The sequence below is a fragment of the Streptomyces sp. NPDC006207 genome (assembly GCF_040613835.1).
Classification (GTDB): domain Bacteria; phylum Actinomycetota; class Actinomycetes; order Streptomycetales; family Streptomycetaceae; genus Actinacidiphila.
This window is the reverse complement of record NZ_JBEXSX010000021.1, coordinates 98,898-117,333: the sequence shown is the minus strand read 5'-3', so window position 1 is coordinate 117,333 and position 18,436 is coordinate 98,898. Positions and strand designations below refer to the sequence as shown.

The window sequence follows — 18,436 nt, the reverse complement described above, 5'->3', positions numbered from 1 at the left end:
CCGCGGAGCCCTACCCCCGGTAGCGCAGAGGGTGGTCCGCGGGGACCTCCACCACGCAGATCCGTACGGAGTCCGGGTCCTCGATCCACATCTCGATCAGCCCCCAGGGCTCCTTCACGGGCTCCCGCACGATCCGGACCCCGCGCCCGGCGAACCGGCGGTGGCACTCCGCCACGTCCTCGACCTGGAGCCACAGCTGGAGCCCGGGGGCGGGCGGCCCGTCGGCGTGCCCCGAGACCTCCAGGAAGCCCCCGCCCAGGAAGAACACGGTGCCGCGCTCCTCCCACGGCCCGAACTCGCGGTAGACCGCCAGCCCCAGGTCGTCGCGGTAGAAGACGCGGGACCTCTCGAGATCGGTCGGCCGGAGCAGGATCCTGCTGCTCAGTACGTTCGTCACGGCCCGAAGCTACCCACGCGCCGCCGGGAAAACCGGCTGACACGGCGCCCCCGCGTCCGCGAGGCTGCCCCGCATGGACCACGGCCCCGGCGCGATCGCCCCGCTGTTCAGGACCTGCACCCGCTGCGGCGCCGAGGCCGGCTACCACGCCGGCGTCTGCGTCATCGACGGCGTGGCGCACTGGAGCGTGGAGGGCGCCTGCGAGGCGTGCGGGTCCGCCGAGGTGGAGTGCGGCCGCGACGAGGTCCCCGAGTACGTCAGCGCCGCCCTGGCCGCCGCGCACGGCGAGGTGGTGCTCCGCGCCGAGCCGCTCCCCGGCGCCGCGGGCGCGCGTGCGCTCAAGACGGTGCGCGAGGTGTTCGGCGTGCCGCTCGCCGAGGTCCGCGGCCGGTTGCGCGCGCTCGCCGGGGAGGGCGAGCGGGGAACGGAGCCGGAGACGGCGCTGCTGGCCGCCCGTCTGAGGGAGGGCGGGTTCGCCGTCACGTTGGAGGCCGGGGAACCGCCTACGGGCGAGGGGCGCCTCGTGCCCACCGCGCCCGGACGCCGGTGGCCCGCCAACCCGGCCGCCCAAGGCCACCCCGTCCGTACCGCCGCTCCCGCCCGCGTCGGCCGCGGCAGGGGCCGTCAGGTACTCCTCGTTCCGGGGAGCCTGCCCGGGGAACTGCGCGAGCCGCTCGCCGACTACCTCGCGGGGGGCCGGGTCCTCGTCATGGCCGTGAGCCCCGCTCCGGATCCGCTCTCCGAGGGGCCGTACGAGTACGTCCGCCTCGGGCGGGCCACCGACGGCACCTGGACGTGGGACCTGGCCTGGGAGCAGTGGGTGCGCCGGCGCGGGTGCGCGCCGCCCGAGGAGTTCGTGCGGCACGTACGGGCCAGGGGTTTCGTGCCGCCTCCGGACACGACCGGCTAGCCTCGGGACGAGCCGCCGCCGCAGAGAGGACACCCCCGCCATGGAGACCGCGCAGCCCGTCGCCCGCCCCGTCTTCCGCACCGCCACCCGTGAGGACGTCCCCGCCCTGGTCGCGCTGATCGAGTCGGCGTACCGCGGCGAGGCCAGCCGCACCGGGTGGACGACGGAGGCGGACCTGCTCGAGGGCCAGCGCACCGATCCCGAGGGCGTGGCGGCCGTCATCGACGGCGAGCGCAGCCTGATCCTCGCGGTCGAGACGGACGGCGTCGTCGTGGCCTGCTGCCAGCTGGAGAACCGCGACGGGCACGCCTACTTCGGGATGTTCGCCGTGCGCCCGGCCCTGCAGGGCGGCGGTCTGGGCAAGCTGGTGCTCGCCGAGGCGGAGCGGCGGGCCCGCGAGGAGTGGGCGGCGGACGAGATGCACATGACGGTGATCACGCAGCGCGAGGACCTGATCGCCTGGTACGTGCGCCGGGGCTACGCGCGGACCGGCCGCACCAGCCCCTTCCCGTACGGCGACGCGCGGTTCGGGCTGCCCACGCGCGACGACCTCGCCTTCGAGTTGCTGGTCAAGCAGCTCGGCTGACGGCCGCCTCAGAACCGCCCGGCCTCGACGATCCGCGACAGGAAGCGCCGGGTGCGCTCGTGCGCGGGCGCGCCGAAGACGTCGGCGGGCGTGCCGCGTTCGAGCACCACGCCGCCGTCGAGGAAGCAGACCTGGTCGGCGACCTCGCGGGCGAAGCCCATCTCGTGGGTGGCGATGAGCATGGTCATGCCGTCCTCTTTGAGGTCCCGGACGACGCCCAGCACCTCGCCGACCAGTTCGGGGTCGAGCGCCGCGGTGATCTCGTCGAGCAGCAGCAGCCGTGGCCTGACCGCCAGCGCCCGGACGATCGCCACCCGCTGCTGCTGCCCGCCGCTGAGCCGGTCCGGGTACTCACGCGCCTTGCCGTCGAGCCCGAGGCGGCCGAGCAGCTCGTGGGCGCGCGCCTCGGCGTCGCGGCGGGGTGCGCCGTGCACGCGGCGCGGCGCCAGGGTGATGTTGTCCAGCACCGTCATGTGCGGGAAGAGGTTGTACGCCTGGAAGACCACGCCGATGCGCCGCCGGACCGCGTCCGGGTCGGCCCGGGGGTGGGTGATCTCCTCGCCGTCCAGGAAGATCGCGCCGTCGTCGACCTCCTCCAGGAGGTTGGCGCAGCGCAGCAGCGTGGACTTCCCCGAGCCGGACGCGCCGATCAGGACGGTGACGGTGTGCTGCGGGACCTCCAGGTCCACGTCCCGCAGCACGAGGGAGCCGCCGAAGCCCTTGCGGACCGACTCCAGCCGCAGGACGGGTGCCTCGGTCATACGGTGCCTCCCTGTGACTGGCGCCGGTTCATGCGCGCGGTGACCCAGTCGGTGAACCGGGTCATGGGGATGGTGAGCGCCACGAAGACCAGCCCGGCCACGACGTAGGGCGTGTAGTTGAAGGTCTGGCTGGTGATGATCTGCGCCGCGTAGACGGCGTCGATCACCCCGGCGATGGAGACCAGGCCGGTGTCCTTCTGCAAGGACACCAGGTCGTTCAGGAGCGGTGGCACGACACGCCGGACGGCCTGCGGCAGGACCACGTGCCGGAGGGTCTGCGCACCGCTCAGCCCCAGCGAGCGGGCGGCGGCGCGCTGGCTCGGGTGGACGCTCTCGATGCCCGCCCGGAAGACCTCGGCCACGTAGGCGGAGTAGGTGAGCACCAGGCCCGCGCCGCCCAGCACGACCGGGTTCGTGGGTACCCCTTGCAGGCGCAGCGCCGGGACCCCGTAGATCACCGCCAGCAGGCAGATGATCAGCGGCAGGCCGCGGAAGAAGTCGACGTACGCGACCGCCAGTGCCCGGAGCGGGATGAACACCGGACCGCGCAGCGTCCGGACCACGGCCAGCAGCAGGCCGAGGACCAGCACGATCGCGCCGCAGACGACCAGCAGCCGCAGGTTGAGGAGCAGGCCGTCGAGGACCTTCGGCAGGGCGAGGCGCGCGTAGTGGCCGCTGAGGAAGGTCTCCCGGACCCGTGGCCAGCCGGGGGAGCCCGTGATGCCCAGGTAGAGCACCGCCGCCGTGACCAGGGTGCTCGTCGCGGCGATCGCCGTCGCGCGGCGCGTGCGGGCCCGCCGGTGGCGCTCCCGCTCCAGGCGCCGCTGCGACGGCGTGTACGCGTCCTTGTGCAGTTCCTCGCCGAGCGTCACTTGAGCACCGGTGCGCCGACCGCGTCGGACAGCCACTGCTGCTCCAGCCTCGCGAGCGTGCCGTCCGCCCGCAGGGCGTCGACGGCCTCGGTGACGCAGGCGGTGAGAGGGCTGCCCTTGTCCAGGACGAGGCCGAACTGCTCCTGTGCGCCGGCGGTGGTCGCGAACTGCCCGACGACCTTGGCGTCGTCCAGTTCCGCGGAGGTGATGTAGAAGGCGGTGGGCAGGTCGACGACGATGGCGTCCACCTGGCCGTTCTTGAGGGCGGCGACGGCGAGGTCGTTCTTCTGGTAGACGGCCGCGGTGCGCTCCGGCTTGATCTCGTCGTTGATGAGGTCGAGGCTCGTCGTGCCGACCTGGGCGCCCAGCTTGACCTTCTTCAGCGCGGCGACGTCCGTGGCGTTCGCGGCCGGGGAGTCCTTCAGGGCGACGACGGCCTGGCGCACGTCGTAGTAGCCGGAGGAGAAGTCCACGGCCTTGCGGCGGTCCGCGGTGACGGAAACCTGGTTGATGTCGAAGTCGAAGGACTTGGCGCCGGGGGCGAAGGCGTTGTTGAAGGCGACCGTCCGCCAGGTGACGGCGCCCTTGTCGTAGCCCAGCCGCTTCGCCACCGCGTAGGCGACCGCGGACTCGTACCCCTTGCCGTTGGCCGGCTTGTTGTCCTGGAACCAGGGGGCGTAGGCGGGGTTGTCGGTGCCGATCGTCAGGACGTCCGCGGTACGGGTGTCCAGTTTGCCCACCGCGCAGGACGCCCCGGCCGAGGCCGGGGCGGAACCTGCGGGCGACGAGGGGCCGTCGGAGGCGGAGTCCTCCTGCGGGGCGCACGCCGCCGCGGTGAGGCCGAGGAGGAGGACCGCCGCGGCGGAGGTGAGGCGCGCGGGTACCCGGAGGGCGAATGCGGTACGCATGGCGGGACATTGGCACCGCCGGGCGCCGGATGTCCACGACATCGGGGCCGGATCCCGCATGCCGGACGGTTGTGTCGGGCGTGTTGCGGGGCGGGCGGGTCACCAGTCGGTGAGGCCGCCCTCGACCGCGCGCTTGACGGCCGGCATGTCGGTGACGACGCCGTCGAGGCCGAGGGCCCGTGCCAGCGCGAGGTCGGCCGGGGTGTTCACGGTCCAGGCGATCACCGAGATCCCCGCGCGGTGGCACTCCTGCACCAGTGCCAGGCTGATCCGCCGCAGGCTCAGGCTGACGAGCTTCGCGCCGACCGCCTGCGCCCGGGTGACGATCTCCGCACCCATGGGGCCCTGGGCGACCAGCACGGTGCGCACGTCGGGCAGGCACTCGCGGATCTCGGCGAGCGCTTCGTCGTGGAAGGACAGCACGTCGACACGCTCGACCAGGTCGCGCTCGCGCATCACCTCGGCCAGTACGCGGGCCGCCGCGACGTCCTTGATCTCGGCCTGGATCGGCTTGGTGACCGCGTCCAGGACCTCCTCGAACACCGGGATCCGCTCACCGGCGCCCGCGTCCAGCTCGCGCAGCTCGTCCAGGGTGAGGTCGCCGATCGGCCCGGAGCCGTCCGTGGTGCGGTCGACCTTCACGTCGTGCATGACGATCAGGGCGCCGTCCTTGCTGAGGTGCAGGTCGAGCTCGATCTGGTCCATGTCCTCGCGCTCGGCGCGGACGAAGGAGCGGAGGGTGTTCTCGGGCTCGACGCCCATGACACCGCGATGGCCGACGGTGAGAAAACTCAAGGGGGATCGCTTCCGTGCTGGGTGCTGCGGGTGATCGACGGGACGCTGGCAGCCTAGCGGCCCCTTGCGGCACAGGGCCGAACACGGGATGAACGGCGCGGCAGCCCGCAGGAAGATCCACGGTCCGGGGCCCTTCCGGCGGAAGAATCTCCTCCGCCTCCACTTGAACGGGAGAAGCTGCCGTATATACGGTGGGCCGACAAGAGGTTCTTCAGTGAAGGAGGGGTCATGACGGAAATTCTGTCGCCGGCAGCGGCATCGATGGACAGCGCAGCCACCAGCGAGACCGGTGTGTCCGGCGGCGGTATTGTCCGGCATCCGGCGTGGGCGGTCCTGAAGCAGGCGGTGGAGGAGATCCGTCCCTGGCAGAGCAAGGACGGCTCGGTCGACTTCTCCGCGGAGGGTGCGCCCGGGCGCGCCGCCGTCGAGAGCGCCCTGGACCGGGTGGTCCGCGCCGTCGAGGACCTCTCCCCGCTCGTGCCGCACGACAAGGCCTACCACGAGGCCCTGGTCGTGGACCTGCGCCGCTGGGCCGAGGGCGGCTTCGCGGTGCCGGACTTCCTCGACTCGCTGCTGGCCTTCCACCCCGCGGCCGACCGCCAGGACGGCCTGGAGCACCTCGTGGTGTTCCCGATGTACACGCAGAACGGCAACCCGGATCGCAACCTGGAGGCCGTCGCGCTCCGCGTCGTCTGGCCGCAGTGGCTGTCCGAGCTGGAGCGCACCCGCTACGACAACCCCCTCTTCGTGCCGATCACCTTCGAGGACTTCACCCCCGGGTACGACACGAACTCCGCGGTGCTCTTCCCCGAGACCGTCGCCGTCCGCGAGGCGCCCGAGCGCTTCACCTGGGGCGGCATCTTCTGCGACCGGGAGGCCGCCCGCTTCCGCGCCGTGAGCCGCGCCGCCGTGGACACCCTCGGTCTCGCGCTCCCCGAGGACGCCGAGGAACTGCTGGCGGACCAGGACCTCAGCCAGCAGACCTTCACGCTGTGGGACATGATCCACGACCGCACGCACAGCCACGGCGACCTGCCCTTCGACCCCTTCATGATCAAGCAGCGGCAGCCGTTCTGGATGTACGGCCTGGAGGAGCTGCGCTGCGACCTCACGACCTTCAAGGAGGCCGTGAAGCTGGAGGCCGAGGGCCACGGCATGGGCCGCTACGTCCAGTACGCGATCCTCTTCGACCGCCTCTTCCGCTTCCCGGTCACCGGCGACCGCGTCCGCAACTACGACGGCCTCGGCGGCCAGCTGCTCTTCGCGTACCTGCACAAGCACGACGCCGTACGCTGGACGGACAACAAGCTCCACATCGACTGGCAGCGCGCCCCGCAGGTGACCAATCAGCTGTGCGCCGAGATCGAGAAGCTCTACCGGGACGGCATCGACCGCCCCAAGCTCGTGCACTGGTTCGCCGCCTACGACCTCGTCGCCGGCTACCTCTCGCCGCACCCCGGTTCGGTCTGGGCCAAGGGCCCGGAGGCCCTGGACCTCGACCAGCCGCCGCGGAAGCTCGTGGACGACGTGCTGCCAGACGAATTTCCGCTCAGCATGTTCTACGAGGCCCTGGCCAAGAAGCTGCGTGATGTGATCGCCTCGACCAAGGGCATCACGGCCCGCGGCACGGGTCAGGTGGCCGCGTGACCGATCCAGGCGAGGAGGCGGCGGAGATGACGGAAGCCAACGAGGCGGCCAGGGGACCCCTGGCCGGAGCCGTGATCGCGGTGGCAGGGGCCGGCGGCCCCGCCGGACGCGCGACCCTGCAGCGGCTCGCCCGTGCCGGTGCCTGGGTCATCGCCGCGGACGCCAACCCGGAGCGGCTCGCCGAGGCCGTGGACCTGGCCCGCTTCGACGCGGGCGGCGCCGGGATCACCGGGGACATCGTCGACCTGCTCGACCTGGACGCCACCCGCGAGTGGGCGGGCCGGATCGAGAAGGAGCACGGCCGGATCGACGGCATGGTCCACTTGGTCGGCGGCTGGCGCGGCTCGGCCTCCTTCCAGGAGACCGACCTCGCGGACTGGGACTTCCTGGAGAAGCTCCTCATCCGCACCGTCCAGAACACCTCGCTCGCCTTCCACGACGGGCTGCTCTCCAGCCCCTTCGGGCGCTACGTCCTGATCAGCGCCGCCGGGGCCTCCCAGCCGACCGCCGGCAACGCCGCGTACGCCGCGGCCAAGGCCGCCGCCGAGGCGTGGACGCTGGCGATGGGCGACTCCTTCCGCAAGCTCGCGGGGGAACAGGGCCCGACCGCCGCGGCCACCGTGCTGGTGATCAAGGCGCTGGTGCACGAGCAGATGCGCAAGGAGCGCCCGAACGCCAAGTTCGCGGGCTTCACCGATGTGACCGACCTGGCCGACGCCATCGCCGATGTGTGGACCCGGCCCGCCGAGGAAGTGAACGGAACCCGCCAGTGGCTGACACCCCGCCCGTGACCGCACCGTCGACCGACGCGGTCCGGCACCACGACCCCGAGGTCCGGGGCTTCGCCAGCGACAACTACGCGGGCGTCCACCCCGAGGTGCTGGCGGCGATCGCCCTCGCCAACGGCGGCCACCAGGTCGCCTACGGCGAGGACGACTACACCGCCCACCTGCAGGAGGTCTTCCGCGGCCACTTCGGCCCGCGGGCCGAGGCCTTCCCGGTCTTCAACGGCACCGGCGCCAACGTCGTGGCCCTGCAGGCGCTGACCGAGCGCTGGGGCGCGGTCGTCTGCGCCGCCTCCGCCCACATCAACGTGGACGAGGGCGGCGCCCCGGAACGGATGGGCGGCCTGAAGCTGCTCACCGTGCCCACCCCGGACGGCAAGCTCACCCCCGAGCTGATCGACCGGGAGGCCTGGGGCTTCGACGACGAGCACCGCGCGCAGCCGCAGGTCGTCTCGATCACGCAGTCCACCGAACTGGGCACCTGCTACACGCCCGAGGAGATCCGCGCGATCTGCGACCACGCCCACGAACGGGGCCTCGCCGTCCACCTCGACGGCTCGCGGATCGCCAACGCCGCGGCCACCCTCGGGGTGCCGCTGCGGGAGTTCACCACCGACGCGGGCGTGGACGTCCTCTCCTTCGGCGGCACCAAGAACGGGCTGCTGCTGGGCGAGTGCGTCGTGGTGCTGAACCCGGAGCGGGTGCGGGCGATGAAGCACCTGCGGAAGCTGTCCATGCAGCTCGCCTCCAAGATGCGTTTCGTCTCGGTGCAGTTCGAGGCGCTGCTCGCCGGTGACCTGTGGCTGCGCAGCGCCGGTCACGCCAACGCGATGGCCCGGCGCCTGGAGTCGGCCGTCCGCGCCGTCGAGGGCGTCACCGTCGTCCGCCCCGTCCAGGCCAACGCGGTCTTCGCGCGGCTGCCGCGTGAGGTCAGCGAACGGCTGCAGAAGCGCTACCGCTTCTACTTCTGGGACGAGTCGACCGGAGAGGTCCGCTGGATGTGCTCGTTCGACACCACCGAGGACGACGTGGATTCCTTCGCGGCGGCGCTGGCCGAGGAAATGGCCGCCCATTCCGCCTGAATCAGAAAAGCCGGAGGGGCGTACGGGATTTCCCGTACGCCCCTCCGTGCGTTCTTTCCGCGCCCCTCGTGGGGGCGGCGGATCACGAATTGACGCAGACGTTGCCGAGCGCGGGGTTGAGCAGCCCGATGGCGTTGATGGTGTTGCCGCACAGGTTGATCGGCACGCTGACCGGGATCTGGATGACGTTGCCGCTGGCGACACCGGGCGAGCCGACGGCGGCGGCCTGGGCCGAGGCACCGCCGTGGTCGTGGCCGCGACCGTGGTCGGTCGCGCCGGCGGCGCCTGCGGCACCCATCACGGTGGCGCCGGCGACAGCGGTCAGGGCCGCGGCCTTCGCGATGCGCATCATTCGTTCTCCTTGTGGACGATCGCTCTGTGGACCCTGATCAACGACCCGTGATGGCACCGGATGTGGGAATCCACCCGTTCGGGCCTTGCGTCAACCGGGCGAACGTCAACGACTCGTACGGGGAGGTGGTCCCGGTCTCGTAGAGCAGACCGACCGTGCCGTCGGCGAGTTCGACGAGGTCGGAGTAGGCCGCGGGACGCTCGCTGACGGGGGGTTCGGACGTCCACGAGGCGCCCTGGTCCCCGCTGACCCGGAGGGTCATCCTGCGGCGTTTCGCGGGGTCGGCCGGGCCCGAGTACAGCAGCGCCCCGTCCCGGGTGTGCAGGACGCTGCCCTGCACCTCGGGACCTTCCAGGGCGCCCTGCGGCCGGAAGATGCCGTCGATGCTGAGCCCGCCGTCGGAGCTGTAGGCGTCGGCGCGGGTGGGAGCGGAGAACCCGCGGTCGTCACGGCTGTTGACGTAGACCCGGCCGCCGGGGAGTTCGGCCATCGTGCTCTCGTTGAGGTTCAGCCAGTCGCCGGGGAGCGCCTGGACGAAGCCGATGTGCCAGTTCTGGCCGCCGTTGTCGCTGTAGAGCGCGTGGGCGCCGTGCACCGTCACGCCGGCCAGGACGGACGTGTGGTTGGCGGGCACCAGTAGACGTCCGGCGTGCGGGCCGCTCCTCAGGGCGATGGCGTGCCCCGGACCCGTCGCGTACCAGCGCCAGTTGGCGGGTTTGACCTCGGAGGTGATGTCGCGGGGCGGGGACCAGGTCAGGCCGCCCGAGTCGCTGTGCAGTTCGTAGACGAGCCGTTCCGGGCCGGTGTCGCGGCAGATCAGCAGCACGACGCGCCCGGTGCGGGGATCCACCACCGGGGCGGGGTTGCCGAAGGTCTCGGTACCGGCGTCGGCGATCGTCCGGAGCGGCTCCCAGGTGCAGCCGCCGTCGTAGGAGCGCCGGAGCACGACGTCGATGTCGCCGTCGTCCGCCCCCGAGTTGCGGCGCCCCTCGGCGAAGGCGAGGACGGTGGTCCCGCCGATGCGTACGACCGCCGGGATGCGGAAGGTGTGGTACCCCTGCGTCCCGGACCGGAAGGGCACCGACGTCGCGCAGGCGGCCGGGAGCGGTGTGGCCGCCCCGCCCGCGGACGCCTGCCACCCGGCGGCCCCGGTGAGCAGCAGGGCGAGGCCGGCCAGCGTGCGTCTGCCCCTGGCGGCGGCGAGTGTCATCGGGCGATTCCTCCGGACGGCGTGCGGTCGGCCAGCGGCGCCACATTCTCACCGGTCGTCCCGGGTCGCCGTATGACACTCCGTTCGACGCCTTTCCGGTAGTTCAATATGAGGAATTAGGCCGAAACGGCGGCGGATATGCTTGACGGTTTACCGGGTCCCGCCCTTGTCTGTGTCAGAGGTATCGACCAATGAACTTGCCCGGATCCTTTCGGGGGCGCTGGTCGAAAAGCCCGCGTGGAGCGATAGTTGTGCACCTGTCGTCCATGCCCATGACAGGGGGACACCCGCCATGACCCGACCGACCCCACGTCGTACGGTGCTGGCCGCCGCCATCGCGGCGGCAGCCGCGGCGACGACCGCCCCGCGGGCCTTCGCCGCGTCCGGCGCGGACGACTGCGACCTGGCCGACGACGTGGTGGGCAGGCCGGGCGCCCACGACGGCGACGCGGCCGCCGTGGAGTACCGGGCCTGGACGCGATGGGCCGACTGGTACCGCGGACGGGGCTCCGGCACCGGTGTCGTACCCGGTCCCCGCCCCGGCGTGGCGATCCTGCGGCCCACCGGCACGATGGAGTACACCGACCCGCACACCCGGATCACCGCCACCTGGGAGACCGCCACCTGGACCTCCCCCGAGCACACCCCGCGGCACCCGGCGACCGAGATCGTCGCCTCCTGGAACGCCCGTACGCCACCCGGCACCTGGATCCAGGTCGAGCTGGGCGCCACGTACACCGACGGCAGCCGGTCCCCCTGGTACGTGATGGGCCGATGGGCCTCCGGTGACGCCGACATCAAGCGCACCTCCGTCGACGACCAGAGCGACGGCAGGAGCAGCGTCTGGACCGACACCCTCTCCGTCGACGACCCCGCCTCGGGCCTGCGGCTCGCCTCGTACCGCCTGCGGCTCACCCTGCTGCGCACCCCCGGCTCCCGGGTCACCCCCACCGTCTGGCGGCTCGGCGCCATGGCCTCCGACGTCCCGGACCGCTTCACGGTGCCGGCCTCCGTGCCGGGCGTGGGAAGGGGGGTCGAACTGCCCGTGCCGCGCTACTCGCAGGAGATCCACAAGGGTCAGTACCCGCAGTACGACAACGGTGGCGAGGCCTGGTGCAGCCCGACGGGCTCCCAGATGGTCATCGAGTACTGGGGCCGCGAGCCGGCCGCCGCCGACCTGGCCTGGGTCGACCCCTCCTACGCGGACCCCCAGGTCGACCACGCCGCCCGCTACACCTACGACAGCCAGTACGAGGGCTGCGGCAACTGGCCGTTCAACGCGGCCTACGCGGCCACGTACCACGACATGGTCGCCGTCATCACCCGGCTGCGCGGCCTGAACGACATCGAACTGCTGATCAGGGCCGGCATCCCGGTGATAACGTCCCAGTCCTTCCTCGCCTCCGAACTCGACGGCGCGGGGTACGGGACCTCCGGGCACCTGATGTGCGTCATCGGCTTCACCGCCGACGGCGACGTCATCGCCAACGACCCCGCGAGCCCCGACGACGCCTCGGTGCGCCGCGTCTACAAGCGGTCGCAGTTCGAGACCATCTGGCTCAGGACCAAGCGCTACACCGCCGACGGGCAGCTGCGCAGCGGCACGGGCGGCGTCTGCTACCTCTACTGGCCCCTGCGGCCCTCGGGCCGCCAGGCCCGGGCCCTGCAGCGGATCGGGGTGCTCTAGGCCCCGGCGGGCGGGGTCAGCCGCCGGAGGGTACGGGTGCGAGCGGGCGCAGCGAGAAGCTGATGCTCGGCACGGGCAGCAGGCTCGGCAGGTGGGTCGGGTAGATCGGGTAGGTCGGGCGGTACGAGGGGAAGGCCGTCCGCCAGTCCTGGGCCGGCTGGTAGCCGGTCGCGCCGGGTAGGCCCGGGCCGCATTCCAGGCTGCCGTTGACGACGTGACAGGGCGTCCCGCCGGGCGGCGGCGTCGTGCCGTCGCCGCCGCCGGCGATCGCCACGACGATCCCGACGAGGGCGGCGGCGCCGACCGTCACGAGCCCGACGCGGGTCTGGTGCTTCCTCTGCTGCTCCGCGTCGGGGTCCACCACGGTCGTGAACCGCCATCCCTGGAACGACGGCTCCTTCGCGTCGCCCGGTCCCTCCGCCAGCCACGGATGCGCCGGATCGGGCGGTCCCGAGCGGTCGGGGTCCACGTCCAGGAGCGTGAGGTGGAGGCGCAGCCGGTCGAGCTGGGGCGGCTCGGAGAGCGCCTCCGTGACGAGCACGCGCAGCCCGTCGTCGGCCAGGCCGTCGCACACCAGGCGGGTGCTCCCGCCCCACAGGGGGACCCAGGCGGCCCGCCCCTCCCGGAGCAAGGTGTGGCCCACCAGTGCGTGCAGCGACTGCGCCAGCTCCTCGCCGGTGCCGTCGAACTCCCGGGCCAGCGCGCCCGGTCCGTCGTCGGCGAGCAGGCGCAGCACGGTGTCCAGCCCCGGAAGCCGCTCGCCGGTCGCGCGCGACGCGGCACGCAGGAGGTCCCAGGCACGCGTGCCCGCCACGCGGTTGGCGGAGAGCTCGATCCAGCGCTCCCACGGGACGGTCGTCCGGCTGTGGGCCAGCGGACCGCGCAGTTCCCCGAGCACACGTCCCACGTCCCCGGGGAGCAGCCGGAGCGCGCCGCTCCCGTCGTCCTCCCCGGGCGGGACGTCGAGTTCCCGCAGACGGCGCAGCCTGAGACCGAGCGGCGGGTGCGAGTCGCGCCGGTGCGGGCGGACGCGGTCGTCGTCCACCGGTACGCGCCGGACGCCCAGCTCGCCGAGGAGCGAACGGAACGCCAGGTAGGGGTTGTCGGGGTGCATCCCCACCAGTGCGGCCGGATCGAGCCATTCCTGCTGGAACCTCCGCCACGCCACCGCGGTGCCGTGCGTCGCGCGCAGCGCCGACGCCGTCACCTCGTGCCCGGCCAGGCGTGCGGCCGTGCGGTCCGCCTCCAGCTCCTGGCGGCGTCGTACCGCGAAGGTGAGCCACCGGAAGACCAGCGCGTACAGCCGTACGGAGCCGCGCACCACGAGGTGCGGGAGGGAGAACCACCTCGTCCCGGTGTTCCACTGGCCGAGGGTCGTGGCCAGGGCGGCGTCGCACCGGTACGCGACGGCCCCGAAGCGCGTGTGACGGTGGGAGAAGTGGCCGAACTCGTGGGCCAGCACGGCCCTCAGCTCCGCGTGGGTGAGGCTCGCCAGCAGGGGCAGGCCCAGGTGGAGCCGGCGCTGCCCGGACAGCAGGCCCAGCGCGGCCCCGTCCTCGGACACGGACGCGTTGACGTCCCCGGTCAGCAGCAGCACGTCAGGCGGGCGCGCCCCGACCTGCCAGGCGATGCCGGTGGCCAACTCCCACAGTGCGGGGGCCTCTTCGCGGGACACCGGTACCGCGTCCGCCCGCAGCGGCGGCGCCCTGGTGATCGCGCCCAGCCCCTGGACGATGCTCAGGAGCAGCGGGACGGCGGCCGCCGCGACGATGACACCGCGCATGGCGAGGTCGGCGTGACCGTCCCGGGCCGCGAGCAGGAAGAGGCCGAGCAGACCCAGCACGCCGAGCCCGAGCCCGCCGATCAGCACGACCAGACCCGCCAGCAGCACGATCGCCAACAGCGCCCGTAACGACGCCCACACCGCGCTCATCGGTCACCCCCCTCGCGTCCCCCGTGTCCCTCGATGATGCCCGCTCGCGGACGGCGTGGACCACTTGTCCACAGGCCCCTCAGCCGACCGGTACGCGCGCGTAACGGCCCACCACGCACAGGTCGTCGCCGATGCGTGCGGCGGCCTCGAGGAGCGGGGGCAGCAGTTCGGAACGCGACTGCTCCACGGAGCGGCGGCTGGCGTGCATGGAGACGTTGATCGCGGCCACCACCCGGCCGCCGCGGTCGCGGACGGGGACGGCGATGGACCGCAGGCCCTCCTCCAGCTCCTCGCTGACCAGGGCGTGCCCCTCGGCGGCGACCTCGTCGAGGACACGGGCCAGGCGCGGTGCGTCCGTGACGGTGTGCCGGGTCAGCCGTGCGAAGCCGGTGCGCGCGAGGTGTGCCGCGCGGTCCCGGGCGGGCAGCCCCGCCAGCAGGACGCGCCCCATCGCGGTGGCGTAGGCGGGGAAGCGGGTGCCGACCGTGATGTTGACGCTCATGATGCGGACGGTGGGCACGCGCGCCACGTACTGGATGTGCTCGCCGGACAGCACCGCCATCGACGCGGAGTCGTGCACCGCCCCGACCAGTTCGATCAGATGGGGCAGGGCGATCTCGGGGAGCGTCAGCCGCGACAGGTGGGCGCAGCCCAGCTCCAGCACGTGCGGGGTGAGCCGGAAGAGGCGGCCCTCGGAGGCGATGTAGCCCAGGTGCTCCAGGGTGATGAGGGAGCGCCGCGCGGTGGCGCGGGCCAGCCCGGTGGCCTCGGCTACGGCCGTGAGGGGGAGTTCGGCCCGGCCCCCGCCGAAGGCGGTGAGCACGGCGAGCCCGCGGGCCAGGGACTCCACGAACTCCGGCCCGAGCTCCTGCTTGGAGGCCCGCGTCCAGGCGGCGGGCGAGGGCGACGCGTCGGTGGGGGAGGGGGCGGGGGCGTCGGCGGGCCGTGAGAGGGCGTCCTCCATGGCCGCGACCGTCTCCCGCAGCCGGGGCAGCACGGCCTCGCGCAGCGACTCGGCGCTGTGCCTGCTGGTGTGGCTGACCACGCTCACCGCGCACACCGGCTGCCCGGCGCTGTCCCGTACGGGCACGGCGACGGCGATCAGTCCCGGTTCGATCAGCTGGTCGTCCGCCGACCAGCCGTGGGTGCGCGCGGCGGCGACCCGCTCCGGGAAGGAGGCGGCGGCGTCGCCGTGTCCGCGGGGCAGTGCGGGGAAGCCGGTGTCCAGCGGGTCCGCCGCGCGGCGGTGGCGCCACCGTTCCCATCCGGCGTCGTCCCAGTCGCCGGCGAAGAGCGCCCCGGGGGCGCCGCGCTCGGCCGGCAGCTGGTCGCCGATGCGGAAGGTCAGGGACATCGCGCGGCGCCGGGTCGCCTGGTGGACGAAGCGGACCCCGTCGCCGTCCGGCACGGCGATGGACACGGACTCGTCCAGGCCGTCGGCCAGGGCGTCGGCGAGCGGACCCAGCAGGTCGGGGAAGCGGCTGGCGGCGAGGTAGGCGTTGCCGAGTTCCATCAGCCGGGGGGCGAGGACGGCGTCCCGGCCCTCGACCCGCAGGTACCCGGTGCGGACGAGCGTGCTGACCACCCGGTCCACCGTGGACCGCGCCAGGCCGGTGGCCCGCACGAGGTCGCCGACCGAGCGCCGGCCGTCGGCCGCGGCCAGCTCGCGCAGCACCGCCAGTCCCCGGACGAGGGGGCCGACGGCCTCCTGCGGCGGGGGAGTGGTCGCGGTGGTCAGCGGTGTCATCAGCACTCCAGCGTGGCGAAACGTCGTCGAAACCGTACCGCCCCGGAACGTTGACAGAGCGGGCGCCCGAGGATCACACTCGGGCACAAGCAATTGTGAACTTAAGTTCACTGGACGAACAAGAAGGTGGGCGCAGGATGGACAAGGTGGTCGCCTCGGCCGCTGAGGCCGTAGCGGACGTCCAGGACGGCGCGTCGCTGGCGGTCGGCGGCTTCGGCCTGAGCGGCGTGCCGAACACGCTGGTCCAGGCCCTCTACGAAGCCGGGGTCAGCGGTCTCGCCGTCGTCTCCAACAACTGCGGCGCCCTCGACTCGGGCCTCGCGGTCCTGCTCGCCGCGCGCCGCATCGCCCGTGTCACCGGCAGCTACATCGGGGCCAACAAGGAGTTCGCCCGCCAGTACCTGGCCGGCGAGCTGGAACTCGAACTGATCCCGCAGGGCACCCTGGCCGAGCGCCTGCGCGCCGGCGGCTGCGGCATCCCCGCCTTCTACACCCCGGCCGGCGTCGGCACCCAGGTCGCCGAGGGCGGCCTGCCCTGGCGCTACGACGGGGACGGAGGCGTGGCACTGGCCTCCGAGCCGAAGGAGGTGCGCGCGTTCGACGGCGTCGAGTACGTCCTGGAGCGCGGCATCACCACCGACTTCGCGCTCGTCCGCGCCGCCAAGGGCGACCGCCACGGCAACCTGGTCTTCAACAAGGCCTCCCGCAACTTCAACCCGCTCGCCGCGATGGCCGGCCGGATCACCGTCGCCGAGGTCGAGGAACTCGTCGAGCCCGGCGCGATCGACCCCGACCAGGTGCACCTGCCCGGCATCTTCGTCCAGCGCGTGGTGGCGCTCACCCCGGAGCAGGCCGCCGACAAGAAGATCGAATTCCGTACGGTCACGGCCAGGGAGGTGCGGGCCTGATGGCCTGGACACGCGACGAGATGGCCGCCCGCGCGGCCCGGGAACTGCGCGACGGCGAATACGTCAACCTCGGCATCGGCCTGCCGACGCTGATCCCCAACCACCTCCCCGAGGGCGTCGAGGTCATCCTGGAGTCCGAGAACGGCATCCTCGGCACGGGCCCCTTCCCCGACGAGGACGAGGTCGACCCCGACCTGATCAACGCGGGCAAGGAGACCGTCACCGTCCTGCCCGGCGCGGCCTTCTTCGACTCCGCGCTGTCCTTCGGGATGATCCGCGGTGGTCACATCGACACCGCCGTGCTCGGTGCCATGCAGGTCTCCGCCCGCGGCGACCTGGCGAACTGGGCCGTCCCCGGCAAGCTCGTCACCGGCATCGGCGGCGCGATGGACCTGGTGCACGGCGCCCGGCGGGTCATCGTCACCATGACCCACACCGCCAAGGACGGCAGCCCCAAGATCCTCCAGGAGTGCGCGCTGCCGCTCACCGGCCGGGCCTGCGTGGACCGGATCATCACCGACCTGGGCGTCCTCGACGTCACCGACGGGGGACTCGTCCTCGTGGAGACCGCCCCCGGCGTCACCACGCAGGAGATCCTGGACAAGACCGCGGCCCCGGTGCACGTCGCCGTCGCCGCAGAAGGGAGCGCCCGATGAGCGGGCAGCTGCGTGAGGTGTACGTCGTCGACGCCGTCCGTACCCCGGTCGGCAAGTACGGCGGCGCCCTGTCAGGAGTGCGTCCCGACGACCTCGCGGCGCACGTCGTGGCCTCGCTGGTGGCCCGTACGCCCGAGCTCGACCCGGCCCGGATCGACGACGTCTTCTTCGGTGACGCCAACGCGGCGGGCGAGGACAACCGCAACGTCGCCAGGATGGCCGCACTGCTCGCCGGGCTGCCCGTCACCGTGCCCGGCACCACGGTCAACCGGCTCTGCGGCTCCGGCATGGAGGCCGTGATCCAGGCCGCCCGCGCCGTGGCCGTCGGCGACGTCTCCGTCGCCATCGCCGGCGGTGTGGAGTCCATGAGCCGGGCCCCCTGGGTGCTGCCCAAGCCCGAACGCGCCTTCCCCGCGGGCCACCAGGAGCTGTACTCCACCACCCTCGGCTGGCGCATGGTCAACCCGAGGATGGACCCGCGGTGGACCATCCCGCTCGGCGAGAGCGCGGAGCTCATCGCCGACCGGCACGGCATCACCAGGGAGCAGCAGGACGCCTTCGCCGTCGCCAGCCACGAGAAGGCGGCCCGCGCCTGGAAGGACGGCCTGTACGAGGCCGAGGTCGTCCCGGTCGACGGCGTGGACCTGCCGCGCGACGAGACGATCCGCGACACCACCTCCATGGAGGCGCTCGCCCGCCTCAAGCCCGCCTTCCGCAAGGACGGCGGCACCGTCACCGCGGGCAACTCCTCGCCCCTCAACGACGGGGCAGCCGCGCTGCTCGTCGTCGACGAGGAGGGCCTGAAGGCCACCGGCCGCGAGCCGCTCGCGCGCATCCGCGCCTCGGCGGTCACCGGCATCGAGCCCGACTACTTCGGCCTCGCCCCCGTCGAGGCCGTCCGCAAGGCGCTGGCCAAGGCCGGCAAGGGCTTCGGCGACCTCAGCACCGTCGAGCTCAACGAGGCCTTCGCCTCGCAGGTGCTCGGCTGCCTCGCCGGATGGCCCGAGCTCGACCCCTCGATCGTCAACCCGCGCGGCGGCGCCATCGCCGTCGGCCACCCGCTCGGTGCCTCCGGCGCCCGCATCGCCGGCGCCGTCGCCCACCAGCTCGCGGCCGCGGGTTCGGGCACCGGCCTCGCCGCCCTGTGCATCGGCGTCGGGCAGGGTCTCGCCCTCGTCCTGGAAAGGTAGGAGCCCTCCG

At 72.9% G+C, this 18,436-nt stretch carries 18 protein-coding genes; 9 read left to right on the top strand and 9 right to left on the bottom strand.

Annotated features, from left to right (window positions below):
* Positions 1–10: 10 nt before the first annotated feature.
* Positions 11–397 carry a VOC family protein gene (locus ABZ312_RS19080; protein ID WP_500323310.1) on the bottom strand — a complete coding sequence of 129 codons (387 nt, stop codon included), beginning with the start codon at positions 395–397 and terminating at the stop codon, positions 11–13.
* A gap of 73 nt (positions 398–470) precedes the next feature.
* On the opposite strand from ABZ312_RS19080, the gene ABZ312_RS19075 reads away from it, so the two are divergent.
* Both ABZ312_RS19075 and ABZ312_RS19070 read left to right on the top strand, forming a co-directional pair.
* Positions 471–1,307 (top strand): hypothetical protein, encoded by an 837-nt coding sequence (locus tag ABZ312_RS19075; RefSeq protein WP_500323311.1) that lies wholly within the window; start codon positions 471–473, stop codon positions 1,305–1,307.
* 40 nt (positions 1,308–1,347) lie between these two features.
* Positions 1,348–1,893 carry a GNAT family N-acetyltransferase gene (locus ABZ312_RS19070; protein ID WP_500323313.1) on the top strand — a complete coding sequence of 182 codons (546 nt, stop codon included), beginning with the start codon at positions 1,348–1,350 and terminating at the stop codon, positions 1,891–1,893.
* A gap of 8 nt (positions 1,894–1,901) precedes the next feature.
* Here ABZ312_RS19070 and ABZ312_RS19065 read toward each other — a convergent pair whose 3' ends face one another.
* The 4 genes from ABZ312_RS19065 to ABZ312_RS19050 all read right to left on the bottom strand — a co-directional run bounded on the left by ABZ312_RS19065 (position 1,902) and on the right by ABZ312_RS19050 (position 5,229).
* Positions 1,902–2,654, bottom strand: coding sequence for an amino acid ABC transporter ATP-binding protein (locus ABZ312_RS19065; protein WP_500323315.1), 753 nt, complete (start codon positions 2,652–2,654; stop codon positions 1,902–1,904).
* Positions 2,651–3,526: an amino acid ABC transporter permease gene (locus ABZ312_RS19060; protein WP_500438267.1), complete on the bottom strand. Its 876-nt coding sequence runs from the start codon at positions 3,524–3,526 to the stop codon at positions 2,651–2,653. The genes ABZ312_RS19065 and ABZ312_RS19060 overlap by 4 nt, the downstream gene beginning before the upstream one ends.
* Positions 3,523–4,434: an ABC transporter substrate-binding protein gene (locus ABZ312_RS19055; protein ID WP_500438265.1), complete on the bottom strand. Its 912-nt coding sequence runs from the start codon at positions 4,432–4,434 to the stop codon at positions 3,523–3,525. The genes ABZ312_RS19060 and ABZ312_RS19055 overlap by 4 nt, the downstream gene beginning before the upstream one ends.
* Before the next feature lie 99 nt (positions 4,435–4,533).
* A complete protein-coding gene (locus ABZ312_RS19050) occupies positions 4,534–5,229 on the bottom strand; it encodes a glycerophosphodiester phosphodiesterase (RefSeq protein ID WP_500323318.1) in 696 nt (231 codons plus the stop codon).
* Between the two features lie 228 nt (positions 5,230–5,457).
* Here ABZ312_RS19050 and ABZ312_RS19045 point away from each other — a divergent pair, with 228 nt between their 5' ends.
* Genes ABZ312_RS19045 through ABZ312_RS19035 form a run of 3 tightly spaced genes read left to right on the top strand, consistent with a single transcriptional unit; the run spans position 5,458 to position 8,743 of the window.
* Entirely contained in the window at positions 5,458–6,876 is a 1,419-nt protein-coding gene (locus ABZ312_RS19045) for a DUF6421 family protein (RefSeq protein WP_500323320.1), read from the top strand.
* 26 nt (positions 6,877–6,902) lie between these two features.
* Complete coding sequence (locus tag ABZ312_RS19040) at positions 6,903–7,667, top strand: SDR family oxidoreductase (protein WP_361806588.1); 765 nt, start codon at positions 6,903–6,905, stop codon at positions 7,665–7,667.
* Positions 7,646–8,743 carry a threonine aldolase family protein gene (locus ABZ312_RS19035; RefSeq protein WP_500323321.1) on the top strand — a complete coding sequence of 366 codons (1,098 nt, stop codon included), beginning with the start codon at positions 7,646–7,648 and terminating at the stop codon, positions 8,741–8,743. Before ABZ312_RS19040 ends, ABZ312_RS19035 begins: the two co-directional genes overlap by 22 nt.
* An 82-nt stretch (positions 8,744–8,825) precedes the next feature.
* Here ABZ312_RS19035 and ABZ312_RS19030 read toward each other — a convergent pair whose 3' ends face one another.
* Complete coding sequence (locus ABZ312_RS19030; protein ID WP_500323322.1) at positions 8,826–9,095, bottom strand: chaplin; 270 nt, start codon at positions 9,093–9,095, stop codon at positions 8,826–8,828.
* Positions 9,096–9,132: 37 nt separating this feature from the next.
* Positions 9,133–10,305 carry a sialidase family protein gene (locus tag ABZ312_RS19025; protein WP_500323324.1) on the bottom strand — a complete coding sequence of 391 codons (1,173 nt, stop codon included), beginning with the start codon at positions 10,303–10,305 and terminating at the stop codon, positions 9,133–9,135.
* Positions 10,306–10,597: 292 nt separating this feature from the next.
* Here ABZ312_RS19025 and ABZ312_RS19020 point away from each other — a divergent pair, with 292 nt between their 5' ends.
* Positions 10,598–11,992, top strand: a complete 1,395-nt coding sequence (locus tag ABZ312_RS19020; RefSeq protein WP_500323326.1) for a C39 family peptidase — start codon at positions 10,598–10,600, stop codon at positions 11,990–11,992.
* Between the two features lie 16 nt (positions 11,993–12,008).
* Here ABZ312_RS19020 and ABZ312_RS19015 read toward each other — a convergent pair whose 3' ends face one another.
* Together ABZ312_RS19015 and ABZ312_RS19010 are read right to left on the bottom strand one after the other, a co-directional pair.
* Positions 12,009–13,925: a M48 family metallopeptidase gene (locus tag ABZ312_RS19015; protein ID WP_500356880.1), complete on the bottom strand. Its 1,917-nt coding sequence runs from the start codon at positions 13,923–13,925 to the stop codon at positions 12,009–12,011.
* A 79-nt stretch (positions 13,926–14,004) separates the two neighbouring features.
* Positions 14,005–15,672 (bottom strand): IclR family transcriptional regulator domain-containing protein, encoded by a 1,668-nt coding sequence (locus ABZ312_RS19010; RefSeq protein WP_500323330.1) that lies wholly within the window; start codon positions 15,670–15,672, stop codon positions 14,005–14,007.
* Positions 15,673–15,809: 137 nt separating this feature from the next.
* Between ABZ312_RS19010 and ABZ312_RS19005 the strand changes: the two genes are divergently transcribed.
* From ABZ312_RS19005 to ABZ312_RS18995, 3 genes are read left to right on the top strand one after another with little or no spacing between them, the layout of a single operon-like run.
* Positions 15,810–16,580 (top strand): CoA transferase subunit A, encoded by a 771-nt coding sequence (locus ABZ312_RS19005; protein WP_500356706.1) that lies wholly within the window; start codon positions 15,810–15,812, stop codon positions 16,578–16,580.
* Entirely contained in the window at positions 16,580–17,236 is a 657-nt protein-coding gene (locus tag ABZ312_RS19000) for a CoA transferase subunit B (protein ID WP_500323333.1), read from the top strand. The genes ABZ312_RS19005 and ABZ312_RS19000 overlap by 1 nt, the downstream gene beginning before the upstream one ends.
* Entirely contained in the window at positions 17,233–18,426 is a 1,194-nt protein-coding gene (locus ABZ312_RS18995; RefSeq protein ID WP_500323335.1) for a thiolase family protein, read from the top strand. The genes ABZ312_RS19000 and ABZ312_RS18995 overlap by 4 nt, the downstream gene beginning before the upstream one ends.
* Positions 18,427–18,436: the final 10 nt, after the last annotated feature.